This is a genomic window from Pseudomonas sp. ICMP 3272 (assembly GCF_001466905.1).
GTDB lineage: Bacteria > Pseudomonadota > Gammaproteobacteria > Pseudomonadales > Pseudomonadaceae > Aquipseudomonas > Aquipseudomonas amygdali.
This window is the reverse complement of sequence record NZ_LKEK01000024.1, coordinates 129,346-153,382: the sequence shown is the minus strand read 5'-3', so window position 1 is coordinate 153,382 and position 24,037 is coordinate 129,346. Positions and strand designations below refer to the sequence as shown.

Sequence of the window (24,037 nt, the reverse complement as noted above, 5' to 3'; positions counted from 1 at the left end):
CTGCGTCGCAAGAGGACGCGGAGCGTCCAGAACGGCATGCCAACGCGGAGCATTGGCACGATAGTCTCTCAGTCAACCAGCCGCCAGCAGCCTGCGCAACTCGGCCAGTACCGGAGTCGAGTCCGGGCGCACGCCGCGCCATAGCAGGAAAGCTTCTGCCGCCTGCTCCACCAGCATACCCAAGCCATCAACCGACTGTGCCGCACCCTGTTCAGTGGCCCAGCGGCAAAAAGCAGTAGGCTCTTTGCTGTACATCATGTCGTAGCAGAAGGTCGCACCAGGCTGGACAAGGGTCGGGGAAATCGGTGGCAGCTCTCCAGCCAGACTGGCAGAGGTGGCATTGATGATCACGTCTACCGGTTCTTCAAGCCAGTCGAAGCTGCTGGCAAACACAGGGCCAAGATCCGCAAATTCCTGCGCCAGTCGTTCGGCTTTTTCAACGGTGCGATTGGCAATCACCAGCACTGCGGGTTGCTCCGCCAGCAAGGGTTCAAGCGCGCCACGAACCGCGCCACCCGCGCCCAGCAACAGAACCCGCTGACCACGAAGGCTGCGCCCGCAGTTGACTGTCAGGTCGCGCACCAGCCCGGCACCGTCGGTGTTGTCACCCAGTAGCGTACCGTCATCGAGCTTGCTCAAGGTGTTCACCGCTCCCGCACGCTGCCCGCGCTCGGTCAGGCTATCGGCCAGGCGATAGGCTTCTTCCTTGAACGGCACAGTCACGTTGGCACCACGTCCGGTCTGGAAAAACGCCTGGGCAAACGCGGTGAAATCATCCAGCGGTGCCAGCGACGTCTGGTAATCCAGCGCCTGCCCGGTTTGCTCGGCGAACAGGCGATGAATCAGCGGCGACTTGCTGTGACCGATGGGGTTACCAAAGACGACGTACCGGTCCATCAGTTGTCCGCCAGCCAGTCGCGATCAGTCAGGAAGTAATCGGTCAGGCGCGCTTCTTCGCTGCCCGGCGCGGCTTTCCAGTCATAACCCCAGCGTACTTGTGGCGGCAGCGACATGAGGATTGATTCGGTACGACCACCCGATTGCAGACCGAACAGCGTGCCGCGGTCGTACACCAGGTTGAACTCGACGTAGCGCCCCCGACGGAATTCCTGAAATTCGCGCTGCTGCACGGTATAGGCCGCAGCCTTGCGACGGCGCACGATCGGCAGATACGCATTAATGAACGCATCACCGATGGCGCGGATGAAGGCGAAGCTGGTGTCGAAATCCCACTGGTTCACGTCATCGAAAAACAGACCACCAATACCGCGTGGCTCATCACGATGCTTGAGGTGGAAGTAACTGTCGCACCACGCCTTGTAGCGCGGGTAGACATCATCGCCGAAGGGCGCACAGGCACGTTCGGCCACCCGGTGCCAGTGCACGCAGTCTTCCTCGACGCCGTAGTAGGGCGTCAAATCGAAACCGCCACCAAACCACCAGACTGGCTCCTCGCCTTCTTTCTCGGCAATGAAGAACCGCACGTTGGCGTGGGACGTCGGCACATGCGGGTTGTGCGGGTGAATCACCAGCGACACGCCCAGCGCCTCGAAACCACGCCCGGCCAGTTCAGGCCGATGGGCGCTGGCCGACGGAGGCAGGTTGCTGCCGAACACGTGGGAAAAATTGACACCACCTTTCTCGATGACCGCGCCATTCTCGATCACCCGCGTGCGACCACCGCCGCCCGCCGGACGCGTCCAGGCATCTTCCACAAAGTGTGCGTTGCCATCTTCCTGCTCGAGCGCGGTGCAGATCCGGTCTTGCAGGTCGAGCAGGTAGGCTTTTACGGCCTCGGTACGGGTACTCATGAGGATCCCTTACGGCTGACGTCAAACGGCTGAGCCCCCGCAGCAAAAGAGGCGCAGGCAAATTGGCGCGTAGCATACCATCGGCAGCGCGGGCTGGCAGTTGACGAAGACCGGGGGAAGGAGTCCGATAGGTGCTTTCGGAACTTGTTTTAACCATCAAGGAGAGAGCATATGGCAAAGCGTATCCAGTTCAGCACTGTCGGAGGACCCGAGGTTCTTGAATATGTCGATTTCGAGCCAGAGGCTCCAGGGCCGCAGGCGGTGGTTGTGCGCAACAAGGCCATTGGCCTGAATTTCATTGATACCTATTACCGTAGCGGGCTGTATCCAGCGCCTGAGTTGCCTTCAGGGCTCGGTGCTGAAGGGGCGGGTGTGGTCGAGGCGGTGGGCGATGAGGTGACGCGCTTCAAAGTCGGTGATCGTGTTGCCTACGGCACCGGGCCTTTGGGCGCGTACAGCGAGTTGCATGTGCTGCCTGAGGCGAATCTGGTGAAGCTGGCGGACTCGGTCAGTTTCGAGCAGGCCGCTGCGTTGATGCTCAAGGGCCTGACCGTGCAATACCTGCTGCGCCAGACCTATCAGGTGAAGCCGGGCGAGATCATTCTGTTTCATGCGGCGGCTGGTGGTGTCGGCTCGTTGGCCTGTCAGTGGGCCAAGGCATTGGGCGCGAAACTGATCGGCACGGTCAGTTCACCGGAGAAGGCCGCTCACGCCAAGGCGCTGGGTGCCTGGGAAACCATCGACTACAGCCACGAAGACGTCGCCAAACGTGTGCTGGAACTCACCGACGGCAAGAAGTGCCCGGTGGTCTACGATGGCGTGGGGCAGGACACTTGGCTGACCTCGCTCGACAGCGTGGCACCACGCGGGCTGGTGGTGAGCTTCGGCAATGCGTCAGGGCCGGTCTCAGGTGTGAATCTGGGGATTCTGGCGCAAAAGGGCTCGGTGTATGTCACCCGCCCGACGCTGGGCACCTACGCGAACAATGCGCAGAACCTGCAGGCCATGGCTGACGAACTGTTCGACATGCTCGCCAGCGGCAAACTCAAGGTCGACAACATTCAGCAGTACGCCTTGAAGGACGCCGCCAAGGCGCAAACCGAGCTGTCCGCTCGGCGCACCACTGGCTCGACCATTCTGATTCCCTGAGCCTGCGTCAGCCAGCGCGCATGACCTGGCCGGTCGCGATATCACGGATCACGCTGGGGTTTCGGCGGCCGCCCAGGCTGCCGCCCAGCACACCGTCGATCTGACCCCGGAAGTACTGCTCGACGCGCAGCCGCGAACGGGCAGCCGGACGACCTGCCGGGTTGGCCGATGTGGAAATCAACGGGCCGACCAACGCGCACAGTTCGCGCACCGTAGGGTGGTCGGCGACGCGCAGCGCCACGGTTTCATGAATGCCGGTGATCCACTCGGGCAGCAGGTTCTGATGCGGCACCAGCCAGGTATTGGGCCCCGGCCAGGTGCTGGCCATTCGGTCGAGCCACAATTCGGGGAAGTCTTCGAACAGAAAGTCGAACTGGCGAATGTTGTCGGCGATCAGGATCAGGCCTTTTTCCACTGGCCGTGACTTGATCGCCAGCAAACGATAAACCGCTTCTTCATCCCATGGATCACACCCCAGGCCCCAGACTGCCTCGGTCGGGTAAGCAATCACCGCACCGGCTCGAATATTCTGAGCGGCTTGTTGCACACGCCAACTGCTGACCATTGTTTGTCTCTCCGCTAAATCCTGACGGCAGTTTAACCTCAGGGCGCTCTGGCGAACCATCGTCCCGCTTCACAGCTTATTCTGCCGTCCAGTTCCAGCTCGGTCAGGCCCGCCAGTACCTTGGGCAATGGCCAGCCGCTGGAGACCGATAACCCCTCGCTGGTATGCGGCGCAGCGTGCAGCAGCGCCAGAAGTGGATGGTCGCAAGGCACGGGTTTGGCAGGGGTCTCGGGCGCTGCAGCGGGCGCAACGCTCTTCCAGTGCTGCAAGCCTTCAAGAATGTGCTCAACGGTCTCGACCAGCGTTGCGCCGTCGCGTATCAACTGGTGGCAGCCCTTGGCACCCGGGTGGTGAATCGAACCCGGTATCGCATACACCTCTCGCCCATGCTCGGCGGCCAGTCGCGCGGTAATCAACGAGCCGCTGGCAACACTGGCCTCGACCACCAGCACGCCGAGCGACAGGCCGCTGATGATTCGGTTGCGCCGCGGGAAGTTGCTGGGCTGTGGTTCAGCGTCCAGCGGGAACTCGGAAATCACCGCGCCACCTTGCGCCGCCATCTGCGCTGCGAGCGCACGATGCTGCTGTGGATAAAGTTTTTCAAGCCCGGTGCCCAGTACGCCAATTGTATGCCCACCGACATCCAGTGCGCCCTGATGCGCGGCCCCGTCAATGCCGCGCGCCAGACCGCTGGTGATCACAAAACCGGCACTCGCCAGGCTGCGCGCAAAAGCTCTGGCAGTGTCCAGCCCGGGTCTGGAAGCGCGACGACTGCCGACCATGCCCAACTGCGGACGCTCAAGGATAGAAGGGTCGCCGGCAATGAAGATCAGCGGCGGTGGGTCGGCGATCTCGGCCAGCAGCGCGGGGTAGCAAGGGTCGTCCCACATCAGCAAATGCTGGGCCGGACGCTCCAGCCAGGCCAATGCAGCACTGGCACCGTCCCTGACGGAAGGGGCTCGACGCGCCTCGGCGCAGGCACCTGGAATACCCAGCGCACGCCACGCACTGGCCGGTGCGCTCAGCGCAGACGACGCAGAACCGAAGGCTTCGATCAGCCTGGAAAAGCGTTTCGGTCCTATCTCGGGCAAGCGATGCATGCGCAGACGGGCTTCCAGCTCTGCTGGCGAAGAGAGGGCATTTTCGAACAGTGGCATAAGATCGTCCCTGATCCATTGTGCATCTCAGATGATGCACAAACCTGTGGATAACTCTGTTGACAACAATTTGATAAGTGTCTGGCTCGTCACACAAATCCGTCGCAGAACTGAAACATACCTTTAGGGATTTCGAACCTTGTCCATGATGGCCAAAGATCGGTTGGCTTGCAGGACCAAGGCGTAACTAAGCTTGTCGTACGTACGGAAAACCATGAGCAGGCCAGACCGTTCGTCAGGGATTTTCACCTGTTCACCGGTGATTCGGTCACGCACTGTCTCGCTGGTTTTGTAGATCGCCAGCACGTTGCCCTCAGTCAGGCCATCACGTTTGCCTTTGTTGAGAGTGACCACATCCAGCACGCTGACCTGGGTCACGCCGCGTGGCACATCCAGAATCAAACCTTCTATCGGCGTTTGCGGAGCGCTGGGCAGGAAAGTCGAGTTGATCGCCCGCTCCTCGCTGCTGAACAAACGGTCGCCCAAGCGCACTTCCTGCGTAGAGCGCTGCAGAACCAGGGTCGAGACGTCGCCCTCGGTGGCAACCACCTCAGCGCTGCCGATGTCATCCGCGTTGATGCCCAGCACTTCTTTGGTCTGTGGGTCGGTGTAGGTCTTGCCCTGTCGGAAAATGCCGTAGACGGTGTGCGCCGGGTCCAGCGTGCCACGTGCATAGGCCCGGTCACCGCTACCGCTGAGCACGCGCTCGGCATTGCCCGCGACGATGTAGGGGGCCTTTTCGAACTGCTCGGCATTGTCGACGATGCGATTGCTGATCAGGAATGCGTTGATCGCCCCCAGCGGAATGCTTGGAATGGCCTCGACCATTGGCGTACTTCGCACATGCGGTGACAATTTAATGGTGCCACGCGACTCGCCGCGGTTGAGCGTCACACGCGGCTGACCATCGACCCAGGTCAACGCGAGAGTGTCACCGGGGTAGATCAGGTCGGGATCATGGACTTGCGGATTGGCCCGCCATATCTCGCGCCATTTCCACGGTTCACGCAAAAACTTGCCGGAAATGTCCCAGAGTGTGTCCCCGGCGACAACGGTGTAGCTCTGCGGATAGCCTTCCCTGAGTTGCACTTGCGCCTGCGCAAGACCGCTGGCGGTCAGCAGCAGCAGGGCGAGTAGTGATTTCCTCATGCGGTGAATCCCTTTATCATGTTGCCTCACGCGAACCCTAGAGTCCTGTCCTGGGCTGCCTGCCTTGAACTCCCGGGCCCGGCACCCAACATTGACTTTACCTTAACAGTGCAGCTCTTACGTATATGGCCATTCTAAACATCCTCGAATTTCCCGATTCGCGCCTGCGCACCATCGCCAAACCTGTGGCGATGGTAGACGAAGGCATTCGCCAGTTGGTCGACGACATGTTTGAAACCATGTACGAAGCGCCCGGCATCGGGCTGGCAGCCACGCAGGTCAATGTCCACAAGCGTGTGGTTGTCATGGACCTGAGCGAAGACCGCAGCGAACCGATGGTCTTCATCAACCCTGAAATCGAAAAACTGACCGATGAAATGGATCAGTATCAGGAAGGCTGCCTGTCGGTACCCGGTTTCTACGAGAACGTCGACCGTCCGCAAAAGGTCCGCGTCAAAGCGCTGGACCGTGACGGCAAGCCTTACGAAATGGTTGCCGAAGGCCTGCTCGCCATCTGCATCCAGCATGAGTGCGATCACCTGAACGGCAAGCTGTTCGTTGATTACCTCTCTAACCTCAAGCGCGACCGGATCAAGAAAAAACTCGAGAAACAGCACAAGCTGAACGCTTGATCCTTCGTCCCTCCAAAAGGCCTGCACAAGGCCTTTTTGTTTTTTTAGAACGAGAAGCCCATGACTGAGCCACTGCGCATCGTCTTCGCCGGCACCCCGGAATTTGCCGCCGAACACCTCAAGGCCCTGCTCGACAGCCCTTACCAGATCGTCGCCGTGTACACCCAGCCTGATCGCCCGGCCGGTCGTGGACAAAAGCTGATGCCCAGCCCGGTCAAGCAACTGGCACTGCAGCATGATATCCCGGTCATGCAGCCGCCCACGCTGCGCGCCCCTGAGGCGCAGGCAGAACTGGCTGCGCTCAAGCCTGATTTGATGGTGGTGGTCGCCTACGGCTTGATTCTGCCGCAGGTGGTGCTGGATATCCCGCGGCTGGGCTGCATCAACAGCCATGCGTCGCTGCTGCCACGCTGGCGCGGCGCTGCGCCGATTCAGCGCGCGGTGCAGGCCGGTGATGCCGAGAGCGGTGTGACCGTGATGCAAATGGAAGCAGGTCTGGACACCGGGCCGATGCTGCTCAAGGCCGTCACTCCGATCACCGCACAGGACACCGGTGGCACGCTGCATGACCGTCTGGCCGAACTCGGCCCACCAGCGGTGTTGCAGGCCATTGCCGGTCTGGCGGACGGTTCGCTGGTCGGAGAGGTTCAGGATGACAGCCTGGCCAATTACGCTCATAAATTGAACAAGGATGAGGCGCGTCTCGACTGGACACGTCCGGCCGATGAGCTGGAACGTCTGATCCGCGCCTTCAACCCGTGGCCGATCTGCCACAGCATGCTGAACGAAGAAACCCTGAAAGTGCTGGCAGCCGATCTGGCCGAAGGGCAGGGCGTACCGGGAACTATCCTCAGCGCCAGCAAGGACGGCCTGATCGTCGCCTGCGGCCAGAACGCCCTGCGCCTGACCCGTCTGCAACTGCCGGGTGGCAAGCCGCTGAATTTTGCTGATCTGTTCAACAGCCGTCGCGAGAAATTCGCCATCGGCACGGTGCTGGGCCAATGAACCCGCGTCTGGCCGCCGCCAAGGCCCTGGCTGCTGTGCTCAGCGGCAAGGCGTCGCTGAACAGTTCGTTGCCTGCTCAACTGGACAAGGTCGAGGTGCGTGATCGCGGTCTGACTCAGGATCTGGCGTTCGGCACCGCACGCTGGCAGCCACGCCTGTCGGCACTGGCAGCCAAACTGTTGCAAAAACCCTTCAAGGCCGCCGATGCAGACGTCGAAGCGTTGCTGCTGGTGGGGCTTTACCAGCTGTTTTACAGCCGAATTCCTGCGCATGCGGCCATTGGTGAAACCGTTGGCTGCGCTGACAAGCTGAAAAAACCGTGGGCCAAAGGCTTGCTCAACGCCGTGCTGCGCAACGCGCAACGTGATGGCGAGGCACTGTTGATCGAGCTGGAACACGACCCGGTGGTGCGCACCGCCCACCCGCGCTGGCTGCAAAAAGCCCTGAAAGCCGCCTGGCCGGAGCAATGGGAAGCGATCTGCGCAGCCAATAATGCGCATCCGCCGATGATTTTGCGGGTCAACCGTCGGCATAACAGCCGCGACCAGTACCTTGAGCTGCTGAACACTGCCGGGCTACAAGCCAGCGCGTGCACCTTCAGTCAGGACGGCATCGTACTTGCCGAGCCCTGCGACGTGCGCTCGCTACCGGGCTTTGCCGAAGGCTGGATCAGCGTTCAGGACGAAGCCGCGCAACTGGCCGCTGACCTGCTGGAGCTCGCGCCCGGGCAACGCGTACTCGACGCCTGTTGCGCGCCAGGTGGCAAGACCTGCCATTTGCTTGAAGTGCAGCCGCAATTGAGCGGCGTAGTGGCGGTGGACCTCGAAGCCAAGCGCCTGGTGCGCGTGCGTGAAAACCTTGATCGTCTGGGGCTGGACGCCGAGCTGATCGCTGCCGACGCCCGCGAAACGGCGCAGTGGTGGGACGGCAAGCCGTTCCAGCGCATCCTGCTCGACGCGCCGTGCTCGGCAACGGGTGTAATCCGTCGCCACCCGGACATCAAGCTGACCCGCCAACTGGATGACATCGCCGCGCTCGCTAGCCTGCAGGGCGAACTGCTCGACGCGTTGTGGCCTACGCTGCAAGTAGGCGGCATGCTGGTTTACGCGACCTGTTCGACACTACCGACTGAAAATACCGACGTCATCGAGGCGTTTCTGGCCCGCACCTCCGGGGCCAGAGAACTGGATATCGCCGGTCAGGCCGGACAGCCACCCGCAGGTATCAAGCAAGCCCATGGTCGCCAGCTGCTGGCCCAGCAAGGCGGCCACGACGGTTTCTACTACGCCAAACTGATCAAGATCGCAGCGGCGCGGGAGTAAGCAGGTGAAAATCATCATTCTGGGTGCAGGTCAGGTAGGCGGTACGCTGGCCGAGCATCTGGCGGGCGAAGCCAACGACATTACCGTGGTCGACACCGATGGCGACCGGTTACGCGATCTGGGCGACCGCCTGGATATCCGTACCGTGCAGGGCAAGGGCTCCTATCCCGCAGTTCTGCGCCAGGCGGGCGCGGACGACGCCGACATGCTGGTCGCGGTGACCAGCAGCGACGAAGCCAACATGATCGCCTGCCAGGTGGCCCACACGCTGTTCCACACGCCGACCAAGATCGCGCGCATCCGTGAAGCGGCGTACCTGACACGTGCTGGCCTGTTCGATAAAAACGCGATCCCGGTCGACGTGTTGATCAGTCCGGAGCAGGTCGTCACCAACTACATCAAACGTCTGATCGAGTATCCCGGCGCGTTACAGGTCATCGATTTCGCCGAAGGCAAGGCACAACTGGTCGCGGTCAAAGCCTATTACGGCGGCGCATTGGTAGGCCAGCAACTGCGCCAGTTGCGCGCGCACATGCCCAATGTCGACACCCGTATCGCGGCGATCTATCGGCGCGACCGGGCGATCCTGCCCCACGGCGATACGGTCATCGAAGCCGACGACGAGGTGTTCTTCATCGCCGCCAAGGCGGATATTCGTGCGGTGATGGGTGAGCTGAGGCGTCTGGACGAGAACTACAAGCGCATCGTCATTGCAGGCGGCGGCAACATCGGTGAGCGTCTGGCTGAAGCCATTGAAAGCCGCTATCAGGTAAAGATCATCGAAGTAAACCCGGCGCGCTGCCGCTATCTGTCGGAGCATCTGGACAGTACGGTGGTGCTACAGGGCAGCTCATCGGATCGCGATTTGCTGATGGAAGAAAACATCAACAATACCGACCTGTTTCTGGCGCTGACCAACGACGATGAAGCCAACATCATGTCGTCGCTGCTGGCCAAACGCCTGGGCGCACGCAAGGTGATGACCCTGATCAACAACCCGGCCTATGTCGATCTGGTCCAGGGCGGTGAGATTGATGTGGCGGTCAGCCCGCAACTGGCAACCATCGGCACGCTGCTGGCTCATGTGCGACGGGGCGATATCGTCAGCGTGCACTCGTTACGGCGCGGTGCAGCCGAAGCCATCGAGATCGTCGCGCACGGCGACCCGAAATCCAGCAAAGTGGTCGGTCGCGCCATCAAGGACATCAACCTGCCGACCGGCACGGCAATCGGTGCGATCATCCGCGACGAACAGGTGCTCATCGCCCACGACATCACCGTGATCGAATCCGGTGACCATGTGATCATGTTCCTTGTGGATAAAAAGTGCATCCGTGAAGTGGAGCGGCTGTTTCAGGTGGGGTTGAGCTTTTTCTGAACAGGTCCTGAACAGCCTGCTCCCTGACTGAACCTCTTGCCGACCTGTCTGGTCGGCAACGCTCGTCGACTCGGACGAATTCTCTCTAAGCGCGCGTATCACACATACGCGCGCTATGCCTTTGACGGGCGTTACCAGAGAGAACATAAGCAATGCCTGAATCCAAAGTCCCCCTTCAAGGCTCACAAACCGACGGCACACCTGCGGGTGGCTGGCCTGCGCTCAGCGCGGTCAATAAGCACCTGTTGCACCAGCATGTGCTGATCAAGGGCAACCGCACGCTGATGTCCATGAACAAGCCTGGCGGCTTCGACTGCCCGAGTTGCTCCTGGCCGGACCCGAAGAAGCCGCACACCTTTGAATACTGCGAGAACGGTGCCAAGGCACTGGCCTGGGAATCGACCAAAAAACGCGTGACGCCTGAGTTTTTCGCCCGGCATACGGTCAGCGAACTGGCGACCTGGAGCGATCACGAGCTGGAAGCAGAAGGCCGTATCACCGAGCCGATGCGCTACGACGCCGCCACTGACAAATACCTGCCCGTCACCTGGGACGAAGCGTTCGCCGAGATCGGCGAAGAGCTGCGCGGCCTGAGCGATCCGTGGAAGCTGGAGCTGTACACCTCCGGGCGCACGTCAAACGAAGCCGCATTTTTGTATCAGCTGTTCGGTCGGCTGTACGGCATGGCCAACTTCCCTGACTGCTCGAACATGTGCCATGAAACCACCACTGCGGCGCTGCCCGAGTCGATCGGGGTTGGCAAAGGCACCACGACGCTGGAAGATTTCGAGAACGCCGACGCGATTTTCATCATCGGCCAGAACCCCGGTACCAACAGCCCGCGCATGATGTCCGAGCTGCACGCGGCCGCAAAACGGGGTGCCAGCATCATTTCGTTCAACCCGCTGCGGGAAAGGGCGCTGGTACGCTTTGCGGCGCCGCAGGACCCGCGCGACATGCTCAGTCTTCATGGGGTGGAAATCAGCTCGCAGTACCATCAGGTCAGGATCGGTGGCGACATGATCGCCCTGCAAGGCGTTTGCAAGGCCGTGATCGAAGCCGATGACGTGGCGCAGCGTGAAAACCTGCCGCGCGTCCTTGATGTGGCGTTCATTGAAGAACACACCCATGGCTTTGAGCAGTACGCCGACTATTGCCGGCAGTTGCCGTGGGACATCATCGAGCGCCATTCGGGTCTGACGCGTCAGGCCATCGAAGAGGTAGCGGCAGTCTATAAACGCTCGAAGGGGGTTATCTGCTGCTGGGGGATGGGCGTCACTCAGCACAAGCGTGGCGGTGATGCGATGCAGCAGATCATCAACCTGCTGCTGTTGCGCGGCAACATCGGCAAGCTCGGTGCGGGGGCTTGCCCGGTACGTGGACACTCCAACGTACAGGGCGACAGGACGATGGGCATCTATGAAAAGGCCGGAGAACCGTTTCTGGCCAGCATGAGCAAGGTGTTCGGTTTCGAGGCGTCCAGAAAAAAAGGCCATGCCGTGGCCCAGACCTGCGAAGCCCTGTTGCGTGGCGAGGTGGAAGCACTCATTTCCATGGGCGGCAATTTCTTCCGCGCCATTCCGGACACTGATGTGATCTGCCCGACCGTCAGCCGCCTGAAAATGACGGTGCTGGTCAACACCAAGCTCAACCGCAGTGCGACGGTACATGGACAGAAAGCCTTTCTGCTGCCATGCGTGGCGCGTTCGGAACGCGACCTGCAGAACGGTGTGGCGCAGACCATTACGGTCGAGGACTCAATGTCGATGGTGCACGGTTCGACCGGCATGCTTGAGCCTGCGTCGAAACATCTGATTTCAGAAGTCGCCATCATCGCCGGTATCGCCAAAGCGACGCTTGCGCCCAATCCCAAGGTGGACTGGGACAGCTATGTGGGCGACTACGCCAGGATTCGCGACAAGATCGAAGAAGTGTTGCCCGAGCAGTTTTATGACTTCAATCAGCGAATTCTTGAGCCTGGAGGTTTTCGTTTGCCCAATGCCGCCAGTGAGCGCAAGTGGGACACCGAGTCGGGCAAGGCCAACTTCCTCTTTCCCGAAGGCGTCTACGACGAAGACGACACGCCACCGGGCGCGGAGCATTTGCAGTTGATGACGATCCGCAGCCATGACCAGTTCAATACCACGGTGTATTCCAACGATGACCGTTATCGGGACATCTTTGGCGACCGCATGGTGGTGATGCTCAACCCACAGGACATCGAACGCCTGGGGCTGAAGGCCGGGGACTACATTGAGTTTCAGACAGCGCTCGACCCGACCACGACGCGGCGTGCAGCGGGTTTCAAAGTCATCCCCTACGACGTGCCGCAAGGCTGCTGCGCGGCGTACTACCCGGAAACCAACGGCCTGCTGCCACTGGCCAATCGGGATAAACACGGCAACACCCCTGCGGCCAAATCCATCCCGGTGAATCTGGTGCGGATGAGTTCGGAGGGGACGCAAGTGGCATTGGAACGGCGCGGTTTGATTGCGGCGGCCAGTTGAGGGGAACACTATCGTGCCCATGCTGGAGCGTGAGGAACGATAACCTCGACTATCGTGCGGCGCTCCGCGTCGCATGCAGTTCTGGACGCTCTGCGTCCGATCTTGAATGCGAGGCGAGGCGCAAATCTGTGACGCGGAGCGTCACGCACGGCATTCCCACGCTGGAGCGTGAGGAACGATAACCTGACTATCGTGCGGCGCTCCGCGTCGCATGCAGTTCTGGACGCTCCGCGTCCGATCTTTCCTAGTACCAGCGCGCTTCGCCTGGCGGGCGTTTCTTGAAGCGTTTCATGGTCCACATGTACTGGCTCGGGTAGGCTCGCACGTATTTCTCGACCACTTTGCTCATCGCCGCTGCCGAGGTTTCGGTGTCGGTGCTGTACATGGCTTCGGGAGCGGCTTCCAACACTACTTTGTAGCCGGAACCATCTGGCAGGCGCATGGCGTGCAGGAATACGCCGACAGCCTTGCCTCCAGCGAGCATGTTCGGTACGAATTTGCTGGTCAGCGCCTGGGTGCCGCAGAAGGGCACGAAAATGCCCGCTGATTCAGCCGGCTCCGGATCGGCCGGAATACCCACCGAGCCGCCTTTGCGCACTTCCTTGATGACACTGAGAATGCCTTCCTTGGTCGACGCCGCCACCCGGTTGCCCAACTGCACACGCTGCTTGCGCAACAGGTCGTCCACGGCTTTCAGCTTGGGAGGACGATAGAAAATGATCGGCTTGCACTGGCTGCAATAGAAGTGATTGAGCACTTCCCAGTTGCCCAGGTGACTGGTGATACCAACCACGCCCTTGCCGGAAGCCAGCGCGTCCTTGAGCACATCAAGCCCTTCGACTTCACGCACCAGGTTGATCGATTTCTGCGCAGGCCAGATCCACGCACAAGCGCTTTCGGTCAGGGTCTTGCCGATATCCATGAGGCTACGGCCAACGAGCTTTTCCAGCTCGGGCTCGCTCAACTCGGGGAAGCACTTGGACAGATTGATCCGTGCCACTTCACGCGAGCGGTTGGGCAGCTTCCACATCAGCCAGCCAATCGCGGTACCTGCCCATTGCACCGCGCGCCACGGCAACAGCGCAAACAATCGCAACGCCCCGACCATTACGGCGCCTTTGAACTTATCCACAGATGACTCCCAGATTCTCGAGGCGGGTAGTGTAACCGTCAGCGGCTCAGGATCGCATACCGATCACAATCCACAGTGTGATCCATGACCATACCGCTGGCCTGCATATACGCATAACAGATGGTCGGGCCGACAAACGTGAAGCCGGCCTTTTTCAGCGCCTTGCTCATCGCTTCGGCCTCGGAGGTAATCGCCGGCACCTCACTGCGATCCTTGAAATGGTTGATCTTCGGCTCGCCACCGACAAACGACCAGAGCAGACCGACCGGGTCTTGCAGCGCCAGCCAGGCCCGCGCATTGGTGCGCACGGCCTTGAGCTTGAGGCGATTGCGGATAATGCTCGGATCGAGCATCAGCGCCTCTATTTCGGCATCGCTCAGCTGCGCCAGGCGCTCGACGTCAAAGCCGTGCAGCACTTCGCGATAACGCGCCCGCCGCTTGAGAATCGTGATCCACGACAGCCCGGCCTGGAACCCTTCGAGCAAAAGCAACTCGAAGAGCTTCTGCGCATCGCGCAGCGGCACTCCCCACTCCTGATCGTGATAAGCGATGTACAGGGGGTCTTCGTTGCACCAAAAGCAGCGTGTCATAGGGCTCCCAAGGAGTGGACGTGCGGCCGAATCGGGTATACTCCCGCTCTTTGAATCGCAGCCCAGCACAGGTGAAATTTGTGAGCCAGCCTACGCCAGCCGTGCGTACCTTCCAAGACTTGATCCTCGCCCTCCAGCAATACTGGGCAGAACAAGGTTGCGTGGTACTTCAGCCCTACGATATGGAAGTAGGCGCCGGCACGTTCCACACTGCCACGTTTCTGCGCGCCGTAGGCCCGGAAACCTGGAACGCCGCTTACGTACAGCCAAGCCGTCGCCCGACTGACGGCCGCTACGGCGAAAACCCCAACCGCCTGCAGCATTACTATCAGTTCCAGGTAATTCTCAAGCCCAACCCGGACAACTTCCAGGAACTGTACCTGGGTTCGCTCAAGCACATCGGCCTCGATCCGCTGGTGCACGACGTGCGTTTCGTCGAAGACAACTGGGAATCGCCGACGCTGGGCGCCTGGGGTCTGGGCTGGGAGATCTGGCTCAACGGTATGGAAGTCTCGCAGTTCACCTACTTCCAGCAGGTCGGCGGCCTAGAGTGCTACCCGGTTACCGGCGAAATCACTTACGGCCTTGAGCGTCTGGCCATGTACCAGCAAGGCGTGGACTCGGTCTACGATCTGGTCTGGGCTGACGGCCCGTTCGGCAAAGTGACCTACGGCGACGTGTTCCACCAGAACGAGGTGGAGCAGTCGACCTACAACTTCGAACACGCCAACGTCGACAAACTGTTCGAACTGTTCGATTTCTACGAGAGCGAAGCCGCACGCCTGATCGAGCTGGAGCTGCCGTTGCCGGGCTATGAAATGGTCCTCAAGGCCTCACACACCTTCAACCTGCTGGATGCCCGCCGCGCGATTTCCGTGACCGCGCGTCAGCAATACATCCTGCGCGTACGCACGCTGGCCCGCTCGGTGGCTCAGGCCTACCTGCAGGCCCGCGCCCGTCTCGGTTTCCCGATGGCGCCGCCCGATCTACGCGATGAAGTGTTGGCCAAGCTGGAGGCAGCGCAATGAGTGCTCAAGATTTTCTGGTTGAACTGGGCACTGAAGAACTGCCACCCAAGACCCTCGTTTCCCTGGCAGATGCATTTCTGGCCGGTATTGAAAAAGGCCTGTCGGGCGCAGGTCTGACCTACAGCGCCAAACAGGTCTACGCCGCACCGCGTCGCCTGGCCGTGCTGATCACCGAGCTGGCCACGCAACAACCGGATCGCAGCGTCAACCTCGACGGCCCGCCGCGTCAGGCAGCGTTCGATGCGGACGGTAACCCGACGCAGGCTGCTTTGGGCTTTGCCAAGAAGTGCGGCGTCGATCTGAGCGAAATCGATCAGAGCGGCCCGAAACTGCGCTACAGCCAGACCATCCTCGGCAAGCCGACCACGTCGCTGCTGCCAACCATCGTCGAAGACTCGCTGAACGACCTGCCGATTGCCAAGCGCATGCGCTGGGGTGCCCGCAAGGAAGAGTTCGTGCGTCCGACCCAGTGGCTGGTAATGCTGTTCGGTGATCAGGTGGTTGACTGCACGATCCTCGCCCAGAGCGCGGGTCGTCATTCTCGCGGTCATCGCTTCCATCACCCGCAAGACGTGCGTATTTCTTCGCCTGCCGGGTACCTCAGCGACCTGCGCGCCGCGCACGTACTGGCCGACTTCAATGAACGTCGGCAGATCATCAGCAAACGCGTCGACGAGCTGGCCACCCAACAGGAAGGCACCGCCATCGTGCCGCCAAGTCTGCTGGACGAAGTGGCCGGTCTGGTCGAATGGCCGGTTCCGCTGGTGTGTTCATTCGAAGAGCGCTTCCTGGAAGTCCCTCAGGAAGCCTTGATTACCACCATGCAGGACAACCAGAAATACTTCTGCCTGCTGGATGTCGACGGCAAGCTGCTGCCGCGCTTCATCACCGTGGCCAACATCGAGAGCAAGGACCCGGCACAGATCATCGCCGGTAACGAGAAGGTGGTTCGTCCACGCCTGACCGACGCCGAGTTCTTCTTCAAGCAAGACAAGAAGCAGAAGCTGGAAACCTTCAACGATCGTCTGAAAAACGTCGTGTTCCAGGCGCAATTGGGTAGCGTGTTCGACAAGGCCGAGCGCGTCTCGAAACTGGCTGCCTACATCGCTCCAAGCATCGGCGGCGACGCCCAGCGTGCTGCACGCGCTGGTCTGCTGTCCAAGTGCGACCTGTCGAGCGAAATGGTCGGCGAGTTCCCGGAAATGCAGGGTATCGCCGGTTACTACTACGCCAAGGCCGACGGCGAGCCTGAAGATGTCGCGCTGGCGCTCAACGAGCAGTACATGCCACGTGGCGCGGGCGCCGAACTGCCGACAACGCTGACTGGCGCTGCGGTGGCCATCGCCGACAAACTCGACACGCTGGTCGGTATCTTCGGTATCGGCATGCTGCCCACCGGCAGCAAAGACCCCTATGCGCTGCGTCGTGCTGCGTTGGGTATCCTGCGTATTCTGATCGAGAAGAAGCTCGACCTTAATCTGGTCGAAACGGTGAAATTCGCAGTCACGCAGTTTGGCGCGAAGATCAAGCCTGCCGGTCTGGCGGAGCAGGTACTCGACTTCATCTTCGACCGTCTGCGTGCGCGTTATGAAGACGAAGGCGTCGATGTGGCTGTGTACCTCTCGGTACGTGCGCTGCAACCTGCTTCGGCGCTGGATTTCGATCAGCGTGTTCAGGCGGTCCAGGCTTTCCGCAAACTGCCACAGGCCGCTGCACTGGCCGCGGTGAACAAGCGCGTATCGAACCTGTTGAGCAAGGCCGAGGGCAGCATTGCCCAGACCGTCGAGCCCAAGTATTTCGACAACGCCAACGAGTTTTCGCTGTACTCGGCTATTCAGCAGGCTGACCACGCGGTCCAGCCGATGGCTGCCGAGCGTCAATACAGCGAATCGCTGGCGCGTCTGGCGATGCTGCGTGAGCCGGTCGATGCATTCTTCGAAGCGGTAATGGTCAACGCGGAAGACGCCAATGTGCGCGCCAACCGCTATGCCTTGTTGTCGCGTTTGCGCGGCCTGTTCCTTGGCGTTGCCGATATTTCGCTGCTGGGCTGAGAAGGGGTCGATGGTGAAACTGCTGATACTTGATCGAGACGGAGTCATCAACCATGACTCCGATGCTTACATAAAGTCCGTGAAGGAGTGGGTGCCCATTCCCGGCTCGATCGAGGCTATCGCAGATCTGAGCAAGGCCGGCTGGACGGTGGCGGTCGCCACCAACCAGTCGGGCATTGCCCGAGGTTATTATGATCTGGCCACGCTGGATGCCATGCATGCGCGCTTGCGCAAGCTGGTGGCAGAGCAGGGTGGCGAGGTCGGTTTGATCGTCTATTGCCCGCATGGGCCAGACGATGGCTGTAGCTGCCGCAAGCCTAAACCCGGCATGCTGAAGGCCATCGCCCTTCATTACGCAGCAGACCCCAAAGGTCTCTGGTTTGTGGGCGACAGTAAAGGTGACCTGCAGGCCGCATTGGCCGTCGATTCTCAGCCTGTGCTGGTGATGACCGGCAAAGGTCGTAAAACGATGGACGACGGAGTGCCAGCAGGCACGTTGATTTTTGACGATCTGGCGGCGGTTGCCGCAGAGCTTATCCACAACAGCGCCTCACTGAACAATTAGCTCGTCAGGTTCAGGACGCTCAAGGAGCGGGCACCTGCCCGTACGGTAAACGTAACTATGTCGATCATGCAGGCAATCAGGACCTTCTTCTTTTACCTGTTGCTGGGCACCAGCTCACTGTTGTGGTGCACGTTGAGTTTTTTCATTGCGCCTTTTCTGCCGTTCAAAGCCCGCTATCGCTTTATTAACGTCTATTGGTGCCGCTGCGCCATCTGGCTGACCAAGGTGTTTCTGAACATCCAGGTTGAAGTGACTGGCGCCGAAAACGTACCGAAAACCCCCTGCGTGATCATCTCCAACCATCAGAGCACCTGGGAGACTTTCTTCCTGTCGGCGTACTTCGAGCCGATGAGCCAGGTCCTCAAGCGTGAACTGCTGTATGTGCCGTTCTTCGGCTGGGCCATGGCGATGCTGCGCCCCATTGCCATTGACCGTGATAACCCTAAAGCCGCACTGCGGGAAATCGCCAAGAAAGGCGACGAACTCCTAAAGGATGGCGTCTGGGTGCTGATCTTCCCGGAGGGTACACGCGTACCTTATGGCCAAGTCGGAAAATTCTCTCGCGGCGGTACTGCGTTGGCGGTAAACGCTGATCTGCCAGTCCTGCCTATCGCGCATAACGCTGGCAAATACTGGCCTCGAGATGGCTGGGCGAAAAAGCCAGGCACTATTCAGGTGGTGATTGGCGAACCGATGTACGCAGAAGGCACAGGCCCGCGCGCCATTGCTGCGTTGAATGACCGTGTGCAAGCCTGGAACGAGGACGCACAGCGCGCGATGGGCTCGCCTGTTGCACCGGCAGCAAGCCCTGAAAAAGTCCCAGCGTGATTTTGTGGATAACCTGTGTACGGTTTTTCTGAAATCCGTCAGAAACCTTGGCTAACTCTCTAATTCGTATACATATTTTTTCAGGCTATAAAAACCGGAAAAACGTGCATAAGTTTTGGTGATGTATCAAAAACCGACCTGCAAAAGGTCGGTTTTTTATTGCTTGGGCTAGCGCACGGGGCGAAGCCGATTTCAGTCAGGCCAACGTACCGCTCCAATATTTCTGGAAGGGCAGAAGAGGAACATGTCCCGTTCAATCTGGCTGCAACGTTCCCTCAAATCCTCGCGCTTGGACCACTCTTATTGCTGCCATAACGCCTACCTTCAGGTAATCTTGCATTTTTGTAATGGAGTACGGCGATGAGCAATTTACCTTTTACAGCCAAAGGGTCTAACGGCGAGATTACATTCACCGGATCTGAGGTTCTAATTCGCCGCACAGGATTGTTTGGTGCACTGCGACAATTCTCAGGCATGGGCAAAGGTAACAAAGATATTCCAATATCAGCCATTTCAGCTATTCGCCTGGAGCCCGCCTCACTGCTTAATAAAGCTTTCTTCCAAGTGATCCACGCTGGTGATCTGGCTTTTCGCGGCGGTTCAACAAATATTGCAAACGATGACAATTCCGTATTCTTCGGCAAGGGCAGCAACGCGGATTTTGAGCAGATCAAGAAAATGATTCTGGAGGCAGTAGCAGCGTCGCACCAACCAGCCAAGACCTCGTCGGCTTCGACAGAGGACATCCCTGCAATGTTGAAAAAACTCTCCGACTTAAAGGACCAAGGCGTCCTGACCGAAGATGAGTTTCTGATAAAGAAAGCAGATCTGCTTTCACGGATGTAGACCGTAACGAGCCTATAGGTAGGGGACACCTGATTCCGGACACGACGTTAAATTTCCGCTAGGACTGAGCGGTTGCCTGGTCCGTTATTGAAAGGGCGTGGCCGGCATCCATTGATGCGTAAAATAGTCACTGATATCCCAAAACCATGGTGTTCCACGTGGAACACCAGTCGTAAGTTTTCTCAGTTCCAATGCGCGCACAGTTATCGCGGTGACTACGCCGATGTAAGCACAGCAGTCACTGTGGATCCGCTCGTCGTTTCAATCAAAAATCTGCCACCTTACCCCAAGATGAACCGTGGAAACGGTCTGGGTGATAAGGTTTAGGGTCAACGATAGGGGCGACACCACTGACAATGTCAGCGATCAGATGACCTGCTCCTGGTCCAATACCGAAACCATGGCCACTGAATCCGGCGGCGAGGACGAGGCCGGGCAGGCTGGCGATTTCACCGATCCCGGGCACACCATCAGGTGTGCTGTCGACATAACCAGCCCAAGCAGCAGTGACCGACGATTGTTTGAGAGCGGGGACCGTCGCCACCGCACGCTTGTAGGTCAACTCCACCGCAGAGGTATCGACCTTGGGATCGAGTATGCGCATTTTCTCCATAGGTGTCGGCTGGTCGAGACGCCACTTGCCGCGGCCCTCGTGGCCTGAGCGCAAGCCTTCCAGGCCTCCCGGTGCAAGGTTGCGCCAACGACGCTGAAACATGGGCAGGAACTGTGTAGCAAAACCAAATAACTGCGGCGTAGGATCAACCCGTCCACGGCCGCTGATTGCCAGTGTATAGCTACCGTCATAGCGGCGAGTCATGGAGATATTTGAAGTATGCAACGCCGCCACTAACTCTTCGGTCGGCGGGGACACTGACATTACCGTCTGGCGAATAGTGGCTTGGGGAAAACTGATACCGTACTGGCGACAGAACGAAGAAGCCCACGCGCCTCCGGCAAGTACCACGAGCCGGGTACGAATGGTGCCGTGCTCAGTGACCACAGCGGACAATCGCCCACCTTCGGTTTCCAGACCCCGAGCAGCGCAACCCTGATGCACGGTGCCGCCCAGCGCCATGATCGCTCTCGCAACAGCTGGCGCTGCACGAGATGGATCGGCAGTACCATCCGTAGGCGCATAGACTCCGCCCTTCCATTGCTTACCTGTAGCCTTGCCGCGTTCGGCAGCCTGCTGCGCGGTCAACATGTAGGTCTGGACATCTACGGTACGAGCAAACTCTCCCCAGCGTGCCCATCCCGCCAGTTCTTTCTCGTCGTTGCTCAAGTACAGCAGGCCGCAGCGGGTGAAGCCTGTCTGCTCACCGCTCTGCTTGGCAAACTGCTCCCACAGGTCCAGGCTTTTGGTTGCCATCGGCAGCTCCCGGGCATCCCGATTCTGCTGCCGGCACCACCCCCAGTTACGACTCGATTGCTCGGCACCGATACGGCCTTTTTCAACCAGAGCGACCTTCATGCCGCGCAGGGCGAGGTAGTAGGCGGTGAAGCTGCCTATTATGCCGCCGCCAATGACAACTACATCTGCCTCCAAGGGAAGCTTGGAGGAGGTCTCGACGGGGATCAGAGGTGCGGGCATTTTTGCTATTCCTGCCAATATCGTAGTGATATGTGCAGCCTTGAGCGGCTGCGATATTGATCAGGTTAATCGCTCAGCGAAATCATCTGCGCCGAAGTTTCCTGTGTAAACATACGGATCGACTGTTTTAGCCACTATAAACGGCAGATTGCTTCAACGTTCATTGTGATCAAGTCGATGAGATCGTTGCAACGCAGGACAGGCCTGGAAGATCCTCAAATGAAAAAGGCCAACCCCAGGGTTGGCCTTATCAAGTCGAAATCACCATTGCGGGATAACGGCTAGCTTTTCTGTGAAGCTACAACTGAATCAGAAGTCCAGGTTGGACACTGCCAGCGCATTGCTCTCGATAAAGTCACGGCGTGGTTCGACCGCATCACCCATAAGGGTGTTGAAGATCTGGTCAGCGCCAATGGCGTCTTCGATGGTCACTTTCAGCATGCGACGCACACTCGGGTCCATGGTGGTTTCCCACAGTTGGTCCGGGTTCATCTCACCAAGACCCTTGTAGCGCTGGATGGTGTGGCGCTTGGTGCTTTCGGCCATCAACCAGGCGAGGGCTTCCTTGAACTCGGTGACGGGCTTCTTGCGCTCGCCACGTTGCACGTAGGCACCTTCTTCCAGAAGCGTGCTGATCTGCAGTCCCAGAGCGGTAACGGTCTTGTAGTCATTGCTGCCGAAGAAGTCACGGTTGAAGGTGACATAGTTCGACAGACCATGGGAGATCAGTTCGACCTCTGGCAGCCAGACGTTACGTTCACGGTCTTCACGCAGGCTGGCCTTGTAGACCAGACCTGACTTCTCACCGGTACGCAGACGCGCGTCGAACAGTGCCAGCCAGGCCTGCATGCCCTCGTGGTCGGACAGTTGTTCCAGCGTGATCGGCGGCAGGTAGACGAAGTGTTCGGTCAGTTCCTGTGGATAAAGACGCGACAGACGCTTGAGGGTCTTCATGACCATGCGGAAGTCGTTGACCAGTTTCTCCAGCGCAGTACCAGAGATGCCCGGTGCCGATTCGCTGAGGTGCAGGCTGGCGTCTTCAAGGGCCGATTGGGTCATGTATTCTTCCATGGCCTCGTCGTCCTTGATGTACTGCTCCTGCTTGCCTTTCTTGACCTTGTACAGCGGCGGCTGAGCGATGTAGATGTAGCCACGCTCGATCAGCTCGGGCAACTGACGGAAGAAGAAGGTCAGCAGCAGGGTACGGATGTGCGAGCCGTCGACGTCAGCATCGGTCATGATGATGATGTTGTGATACCGCAACTTGTCGATGTTGTACTCTTCACGGCCGATGCCACAGCCCAGCGCGGTGATCAAAGTGCCCACTTCCTGAGAAGAGATCATTTTGTCGAAACGCGCTTTTTCAACGTTCAGGATCTTGCCCTTGAGTGGCAGGATCGCCTGGGTTCTACGGTTACGCCCCTGCTTGGCTGATCCGCCAGCAGAGTCCCCTTCCACCAGGTACAGTTCGGAGAGGGCAGGGTCCTTCTCTTGGCAGTCGGCAAGCTTGCCCGGCAAGCCAGCGATATCCAGCGCACCTTTGCGGCGAGTCATCTCGCGAGCCTTGCGCGCTGCTTCGCGGGCACGGGCTGCGTCGATCATCTTGCCAACGACGGCTTTGGCTTCGTTCGGGTTTTCCAGCAGGAAGTCGGAGAAGTACTTGCCCATCTCCTGTTCCACGGCAGTTTTGACTTCAGAAGAAACCAGTTTGTCTTTAGTCTGCGAGCTGAATTTCGGGTCAGGTACTTTGACCGAAATGATCGCAGTCAAACCTTCACGCGCATCGTCGCCCGTGGTCGCGACCTTGTGCTTCTTGGCCAGACCTTCCTGCTCGATGTAGTTGTTCAGGTTACGCGTCAACGCGGAACGGAAGCCCACCAGGTGAGTACCGCCATCACGCTGCGGAATGTTGTTGGTGAAGCACAGCAGGTTCTCGTTGAAGCTGTCGTTCCACTGCAGCGCAATCTCGACACCAATGCCGTCGTCGCGTTGAATATTGAAGTGGAACACCTGATTGACCGGCGTCTTGTTGGTGTTCAGGTATTCAACGAATGCACGCAGACCACCCTCATATTTGAACAGCTCTTCCTTACCGCTACGTTCGTCCTTGAGGACAATGCCGACACCGGAGTTAAGGAAGGACAGTTCGCGAATCCGCTTGGCCAGGATGTCCCAGCTGAAGTGGATATTCTTGAACGTTTCAGCGGAAGGCTTGAAGTGGATCTGGGTGCCCGTGGTGTCACTTTCACCGACGATTTTCATCGGTTCCTGTGGAACACCATGCACGTAAGTCTGCTCCCAGATCTTGCCGCTGCGACGAACCGTCAGCAACAGAATTTCTGAAAGGGCGTTAACAACCGACACACCTACACCGTGCAAACCGCCGGATACCTTGTAGGAGTTGTCATCGAACTTGCCGCCAGCGTGGAGCACGGTCATGATGACCTCGGCTGCCGACACGCCTTCTTCTTTATGCACGTCTACCGGAATACCGCGGCCGTTGTCGCGCACGGTGATAGATTCGTCTGGGTGGATGATGATGCTGATGTCGTCGCAATGGCCTGCCAATGCTTCGTCGATCGAGTTATCAACCACCTCGAACACCATGTGGTGCAGACCGCTGCCATCGTCTGTATCACCGATGTACATTCCGGGACGCTTGCGTACGGCATCAAGTCCTTTCAGCACCTTAATGCTGGACGAGTCGTACGTTTGGTTTTCGCTCATGCAA

General features: G+C 59.2%; 20 protein-coding genes. 11 read left to right on the top strand and 9 right to left on the bottom strand.

Annotation, left to right across the window (positions count from 1 at the left end; genetic code table 11):
- Positions 1-72 precede the first annotated feature (72 nt).
- Entirely contained in the window at positions 73-897 is an 825-nt protein-coding gene (gene aroE / locus AO068_RS03800) for a shikimate dehydrogenase (protein ID WP_058407689.1), read from the bottom strand.
- On the bottom strand, positions 897-1,811 hold the full coding sequence (gene hemF, locus AO068_RS03795; protein WP_054985572.1) for an oxygen-dependent coproporphyrinogen oxidase: 915 nt from the start codon (positions 1,809-1,811) through the stop codon (positions 897-899). The genes aroE and hemF overlap by 1 nt, the downstream gene beginning before the upstream one ends.
- A gap of 171 nt (positions 1,812-1,982) precedes the next feature.
- Here hemF and AO068_RS03790 point away from each other — a divergent pair, with 171 nt between their 5' ends.
- Positions 1,983-2,960 carry a quinone oxidoreductase family protein gene (locus AO068_RS03790; RefSeq protein ID WP_058407688.1) on the top strand — a complete coding sequence of 326 codons (978 nt, stop codon included), beginning with the start codon at positions 1,983-1,985 and terminating at the stop codon, positions 2,958-2,960.
- A gap of 7 nt (positions 2,961-2,967) precedes the next feature.
- Here AO068_RS03790 and AO068_RS03785 read toward each other — a convergent pair whose 3' ends face one another.
- The 3 genes from AO068_RS03785 to AO068_RS03775 form a co-directional block, all read right to left on the bottom strand.
- Positions 2,968-3,525, bottom strand: a complete 558-nt coding sequence (locus tag AO068_RS03785; protein ID WP_058407687.1) for an L-threonylcarbamoyladenylate synthase — start codon at positions 3,523-3,525, stop codon at positions 2,968-2,970.
- Between the two features lie 38 nt (positions 3,526-3,563).
- A complete protein-coding gene (dprA, locus tag AO068_RS03780; RefSeq protein WP_058407686.1) occupies positions 3,564-4,682 on the bottom strand; it encodes a DNA-processing protein DprA in 1,119 nt (372 codons plus the stop codon).
- Between the two features lie 123 nt (positions 4,683-4,805).
- Positions 4,806-5,831 (bottom strand): LysM peptidoglycan-binding domain-containing protein, encoded by a 1,026-nt coding sequence (locus AO068_RS03775; protein ID WP_058407685.1) that lies wholly within the window; start codon positions 5,829-5,831, stop codon positions 4,806-4,808.
- Positions 5,832-5,956: 125 nt separating this feature from the next.
- Here AO068_RS03775 and def point away from each other — a divergent pair, with 125 nt between their 5' ends.
- From def to AO068_RS03750, 5 genes are all read left to right on the top strand, one after another.
- Positions 5,957-6,463 (top strand): peptide deformylase, encoded by a 507-nt coding sequence (def, locus tag AO068_RS03770; RefSeq protein WP_058402474.1) that lies wholly within the window; start codon positions 5,957-5,959, stop codon positions 6,461-6,463.
- 60 nt (positions 6,464-6,523) lie between these two features.
- Positions 6,524-7,468, top strand: a complete 945-nt coding sequence (fmt, locus tag AO068_RS03765; RefSeq protein ID WP_058407684.1) for a methionyl-tRNA formyltransferase — start codon at positions 6,524-6,526, stop codon at positions 7,466-7,468.
- A complete protein-coding gene (gene rsmB, locus AO068_RS03760) occupies positions 7,465-8,790 on the top strand; it encodes a 16S rRNA (cytosine(967)-C(5))-methyltransferase RsmB (protein WP_058407683.1) in 1,326 nt (441 codons plus the stop codon). Before fmt ends, rsmB begins: the two co-directional genes overlap by 4 nt.
- A 4-nt stretch (positions 8,791-8,794) precedes the next feature.
- A complete protein-coding gene (gene trkA, locus AO068_RS03755) occupies positions 8,795-10,168 on the top strand; it encodes a Trk system potassium transporter TrkA (RefSeq protein ID WP_005732751.1) in 1,374 nt (457 codons plus the stop codon).
- Between the two features lie 152 nt (positions 10,169-10,320).
- Complete coding sequence (locus tag AO068_RS03750) at positions 10,321-12,675, top strand: FdhF/YdeP family oxidoreductase (protein ID WP_058407682.1); 2,355 nt, start codon at positions 10,321-10,323, stop codon at positions 12,673-12,675.
- Positions 12,676-12,919: 244 nt separating this feature from the next.
- Here AO068_RS03750 and AO068_RS03745 read toward each other — a convergent pair whose 3' ends face one another.
- Together AO068_RS03745 and AO068_RS03740 are read right to left on the bottom strand one after the other, a co-directional pair.
- The gene (locus AO068_RS03745; protein WP_058402478.1) at positions 12,920-13,807 is read right to left on the bottom strand and encodes a lysophospholipid acyltransferase; all 888 of its coding nucleotides are present in this window, start codon (positions 13,805-13,807) and stop codon (positions 12,920-12,922) included.
- 38 nt (positions 13,808-13,845) lie between these two features.
- A complete protein-coding gene (locus AO068_RS03740) occupies positions 13,846-14,397 on the bottom strand; it encodes a DNA-3-methyladenine glycosylase I (protein ID WP_044324732.1) in 552 nt (183 codons plus the stop codon).
- 80 nt (positions 14,398-14,477) lie between these two features.
- Between AO068_RS03740 and glyQ the strand changes: the two genes are divergently transcribed.
- The 5 genes from glyQ (at position 14,478) to AO068_RS03715 (ending at position 19,715) form a co-directional block, all read left to right on the top strand.
- A complete protein-coding gene (glyQ, locus tag AO068_RS03735) occupies positions 14,478-15,425 on the top strand; it encodes a glycine--tRNA ligase subunit alpha (RefSeq protein WP_002551326.1) in 948 nt (315 codons plus the stop codon).
- The gene (gene glyS / locus AO068_RS03730; RefSeq protein ID WP_058407681.1) at positions 15,422-17,476 is read left to right on the top strand and encodes a glycine--tRNA ligase subunit beta; all 2,055 of its coding nucleotides are present in this window, start codon (positions 15,422-15,424) and stop codon (positions 17,474-17,476) included. The genes glyQ and glyS overlap by 4 nt, the downstream gene beginning before the upstream one ends.
- Positions 17,477-17,486: 10 nt before the next feature.
- Positions 17,487-18,041 (top strand): D-glycero-beta-D-manno-heptose 1,7-bisphosphate 7-phosphatase, encoded by a 555-nt coding sequence (gmhB, locus tag AO068_RS03725; protein ID WP_044318634.1) that lies wholly within the window; start codon positions 17,487-17,489, stop codon positions 18,039-18,041.
- A 57-nt stretch (positions 18,042-18,098) separates the two neighbouring features.
- Entirely contained in the window at positions 18,099-18,869 is a 771-nt protein-coding gene (locus AO068_RS03720) for a lysophospholipid acyltransferase family protein (protein ID WP_044324730.1), read from the top strand.
- 360 nt (positions 18,870-19,229) lie between these two features.
- Positions 19,230-19,715 (top strand): SHOCT domain-containing protein, encoded by a 486-nt coding sequence (locus tag AO068_RS03715; RefSeq protein WP_005756448.1) that lies wholly within the window; start codon positions 19,230-19,232, stop codon positions 19,713-19,715.
- Between the two features lie 265 nt (positions 19,716-19,980).
- Here AO068_RS03715 and AO068_RS03710 read toward each other — a convergent pair whose 3' ends face one another.
- Both AO068_RS03710 and gyrB read right to left on the bottom strand, forming a co-directional pair.
- Positions 19,981-21,306, bottom strand: a complete 1,326-nt coding sequence (locus AO068_RS03710; RefSeq protein WP_058407680.1) for an NAD(P)/FAD-dependent oxidoreductase — start codon at positions 21,304-21,306, stop codon at positions 19,981-19,983.
- A gap of 309 nt (positions 21,307-21,615) precedes the next feature.
- Positions 21,616-24,033 (bottom strand): DNA topoisomerase (ATP-hydrolyzing) subunit B, encoded by a 2,418-nt coding sequence (gene gyrB, locus AO068_RS03705; protein ID WP_044318840.1) that lies wholly within the window; start codon positions 24,031-24,033, stop codon positions 21,616-21,618.
- Between the last annotated feature and the right edge of the window lie 4 nt (positions 24,034-24,037).

Excerpts from the sequence above, each read along its gene's own strand:
- aroE (WP_058407689.1), bottom strand. The coding sequence starts at position 897 with ATGGACCGGTACGTCGTCTTTGGTAACCCCATCGGTCACAGCAAGTCG.
- hemF (WP_054985572.1), bottom strand. The coding sequence starts at position 1,811 with ATGAGTACCCGTACCGAGGCCGTAAAAGCCTACCTGCTCGACCTGCAA.
- AO068_RS03790 (WP_058407688.1), top strand. The coding sequence starts at position 1,983 with ATGGCAAAGCGTATCCAGTTCAGCACTGTCGGAGGACCCGAGGTTCTT.
- AO068_RS03785 (WP_058407687.1), bottom strand. The coding sequence starts at position 3,525 with ATGGTCAGCAGTTGGCGTGTGCAACAAGCCGCTCAGAATATTCGAGCC.
- dprA (WP_058407686.1), bottom strand. The coding sequence starts at position 4,682 with ATGCCACTGTTCGAAAATGCCCTCTCTTCGCCAGCAGAGCTGGAAGCC.
- AO068_RS03775 (WP_058407685.1), bottom strand. The coding sequence starts at position 5,831 with ATGAGGAAATCACTACTCGCCCTGCTGCTGCTGACCGCCAGCGGTCTT.
- def (WP_058402474.1), top strand. The coding sequence starts at position 5,957 with ATGGCCATTCTAAACATCCTCGAATTTCCCGATTCGCGCCTGCGCACC.
- fmt (WP_058407684.1), top strand. The coding sequence starts at position 6,524 with ATGACTGAGCCACTGCGCATCGTCTTCGCCGGCACCCCGGAATTTGCC.
- rsmB (WP_058407683.1), top strand. The coding sequence starts at position 7,465 with ATGAACCCGCGTCTGGCCGCCGCCAAGGCCCTGGCTGCTGTGCTCAGC.
- AO068_RS03750 (WP_058407682.1), top strand. The coding sequence starts at position 10,321 with ATGCCTGAATCCAAAGTCCCCCTTCAAGGCTCACAAACCGACGGCACA.
- AO068_RS03740 (WP_044324732.1), bottom strand. The coding sequence starts at position 14,397 with ATGACACGCTGCTTTTGGTGCAACGAAGACCCCCTGTACATCGCTTAT.
- glyS (WP_058407681.1), top strand. The coding sequence starts at position 15,422 with ATGAGTGCTCAAGATTTTCTGGTTGAACTGGGCACTGAAGAACTGCCA.
- gmhB (WP_044318634.1), top strand. The coding sequence starts at position 17,487 with ATGGTGAAACTGCTGATACTTGATCGAGACGGAGTCATCAACCATGAC.
- AO068_RS03720 (WP_044324730.1), top strand. The coding sequence starts at position 18,099 with ATGTCGATCATGCAGGCAATCAGGACCTTCTTCTTTTACCTGTTGCTG.
- AO068_RS03715 (WP_005756448.1), top strand. The coding sequence starts at position 19,230 with ATGAGCAATTTACCTTTTACAGCCAAAGGGTCTAACGGCGAGATTACA.
- AO068_RS03710 (WP_058407680.1), bottom strand. The coding sequence starts at position 21,306 with ATGCCCGCACCTCTGATCCCCGTCGAGACCTCCTCCAAGCTTCCCTTG.
- gyrB (WP_044318840.1), bottom strand. The coding sequence starts at position 24,033 with ATGAGCGAAAACCAAACGTACGACTCGTCCAGCATTAAGGTGCTGAAA.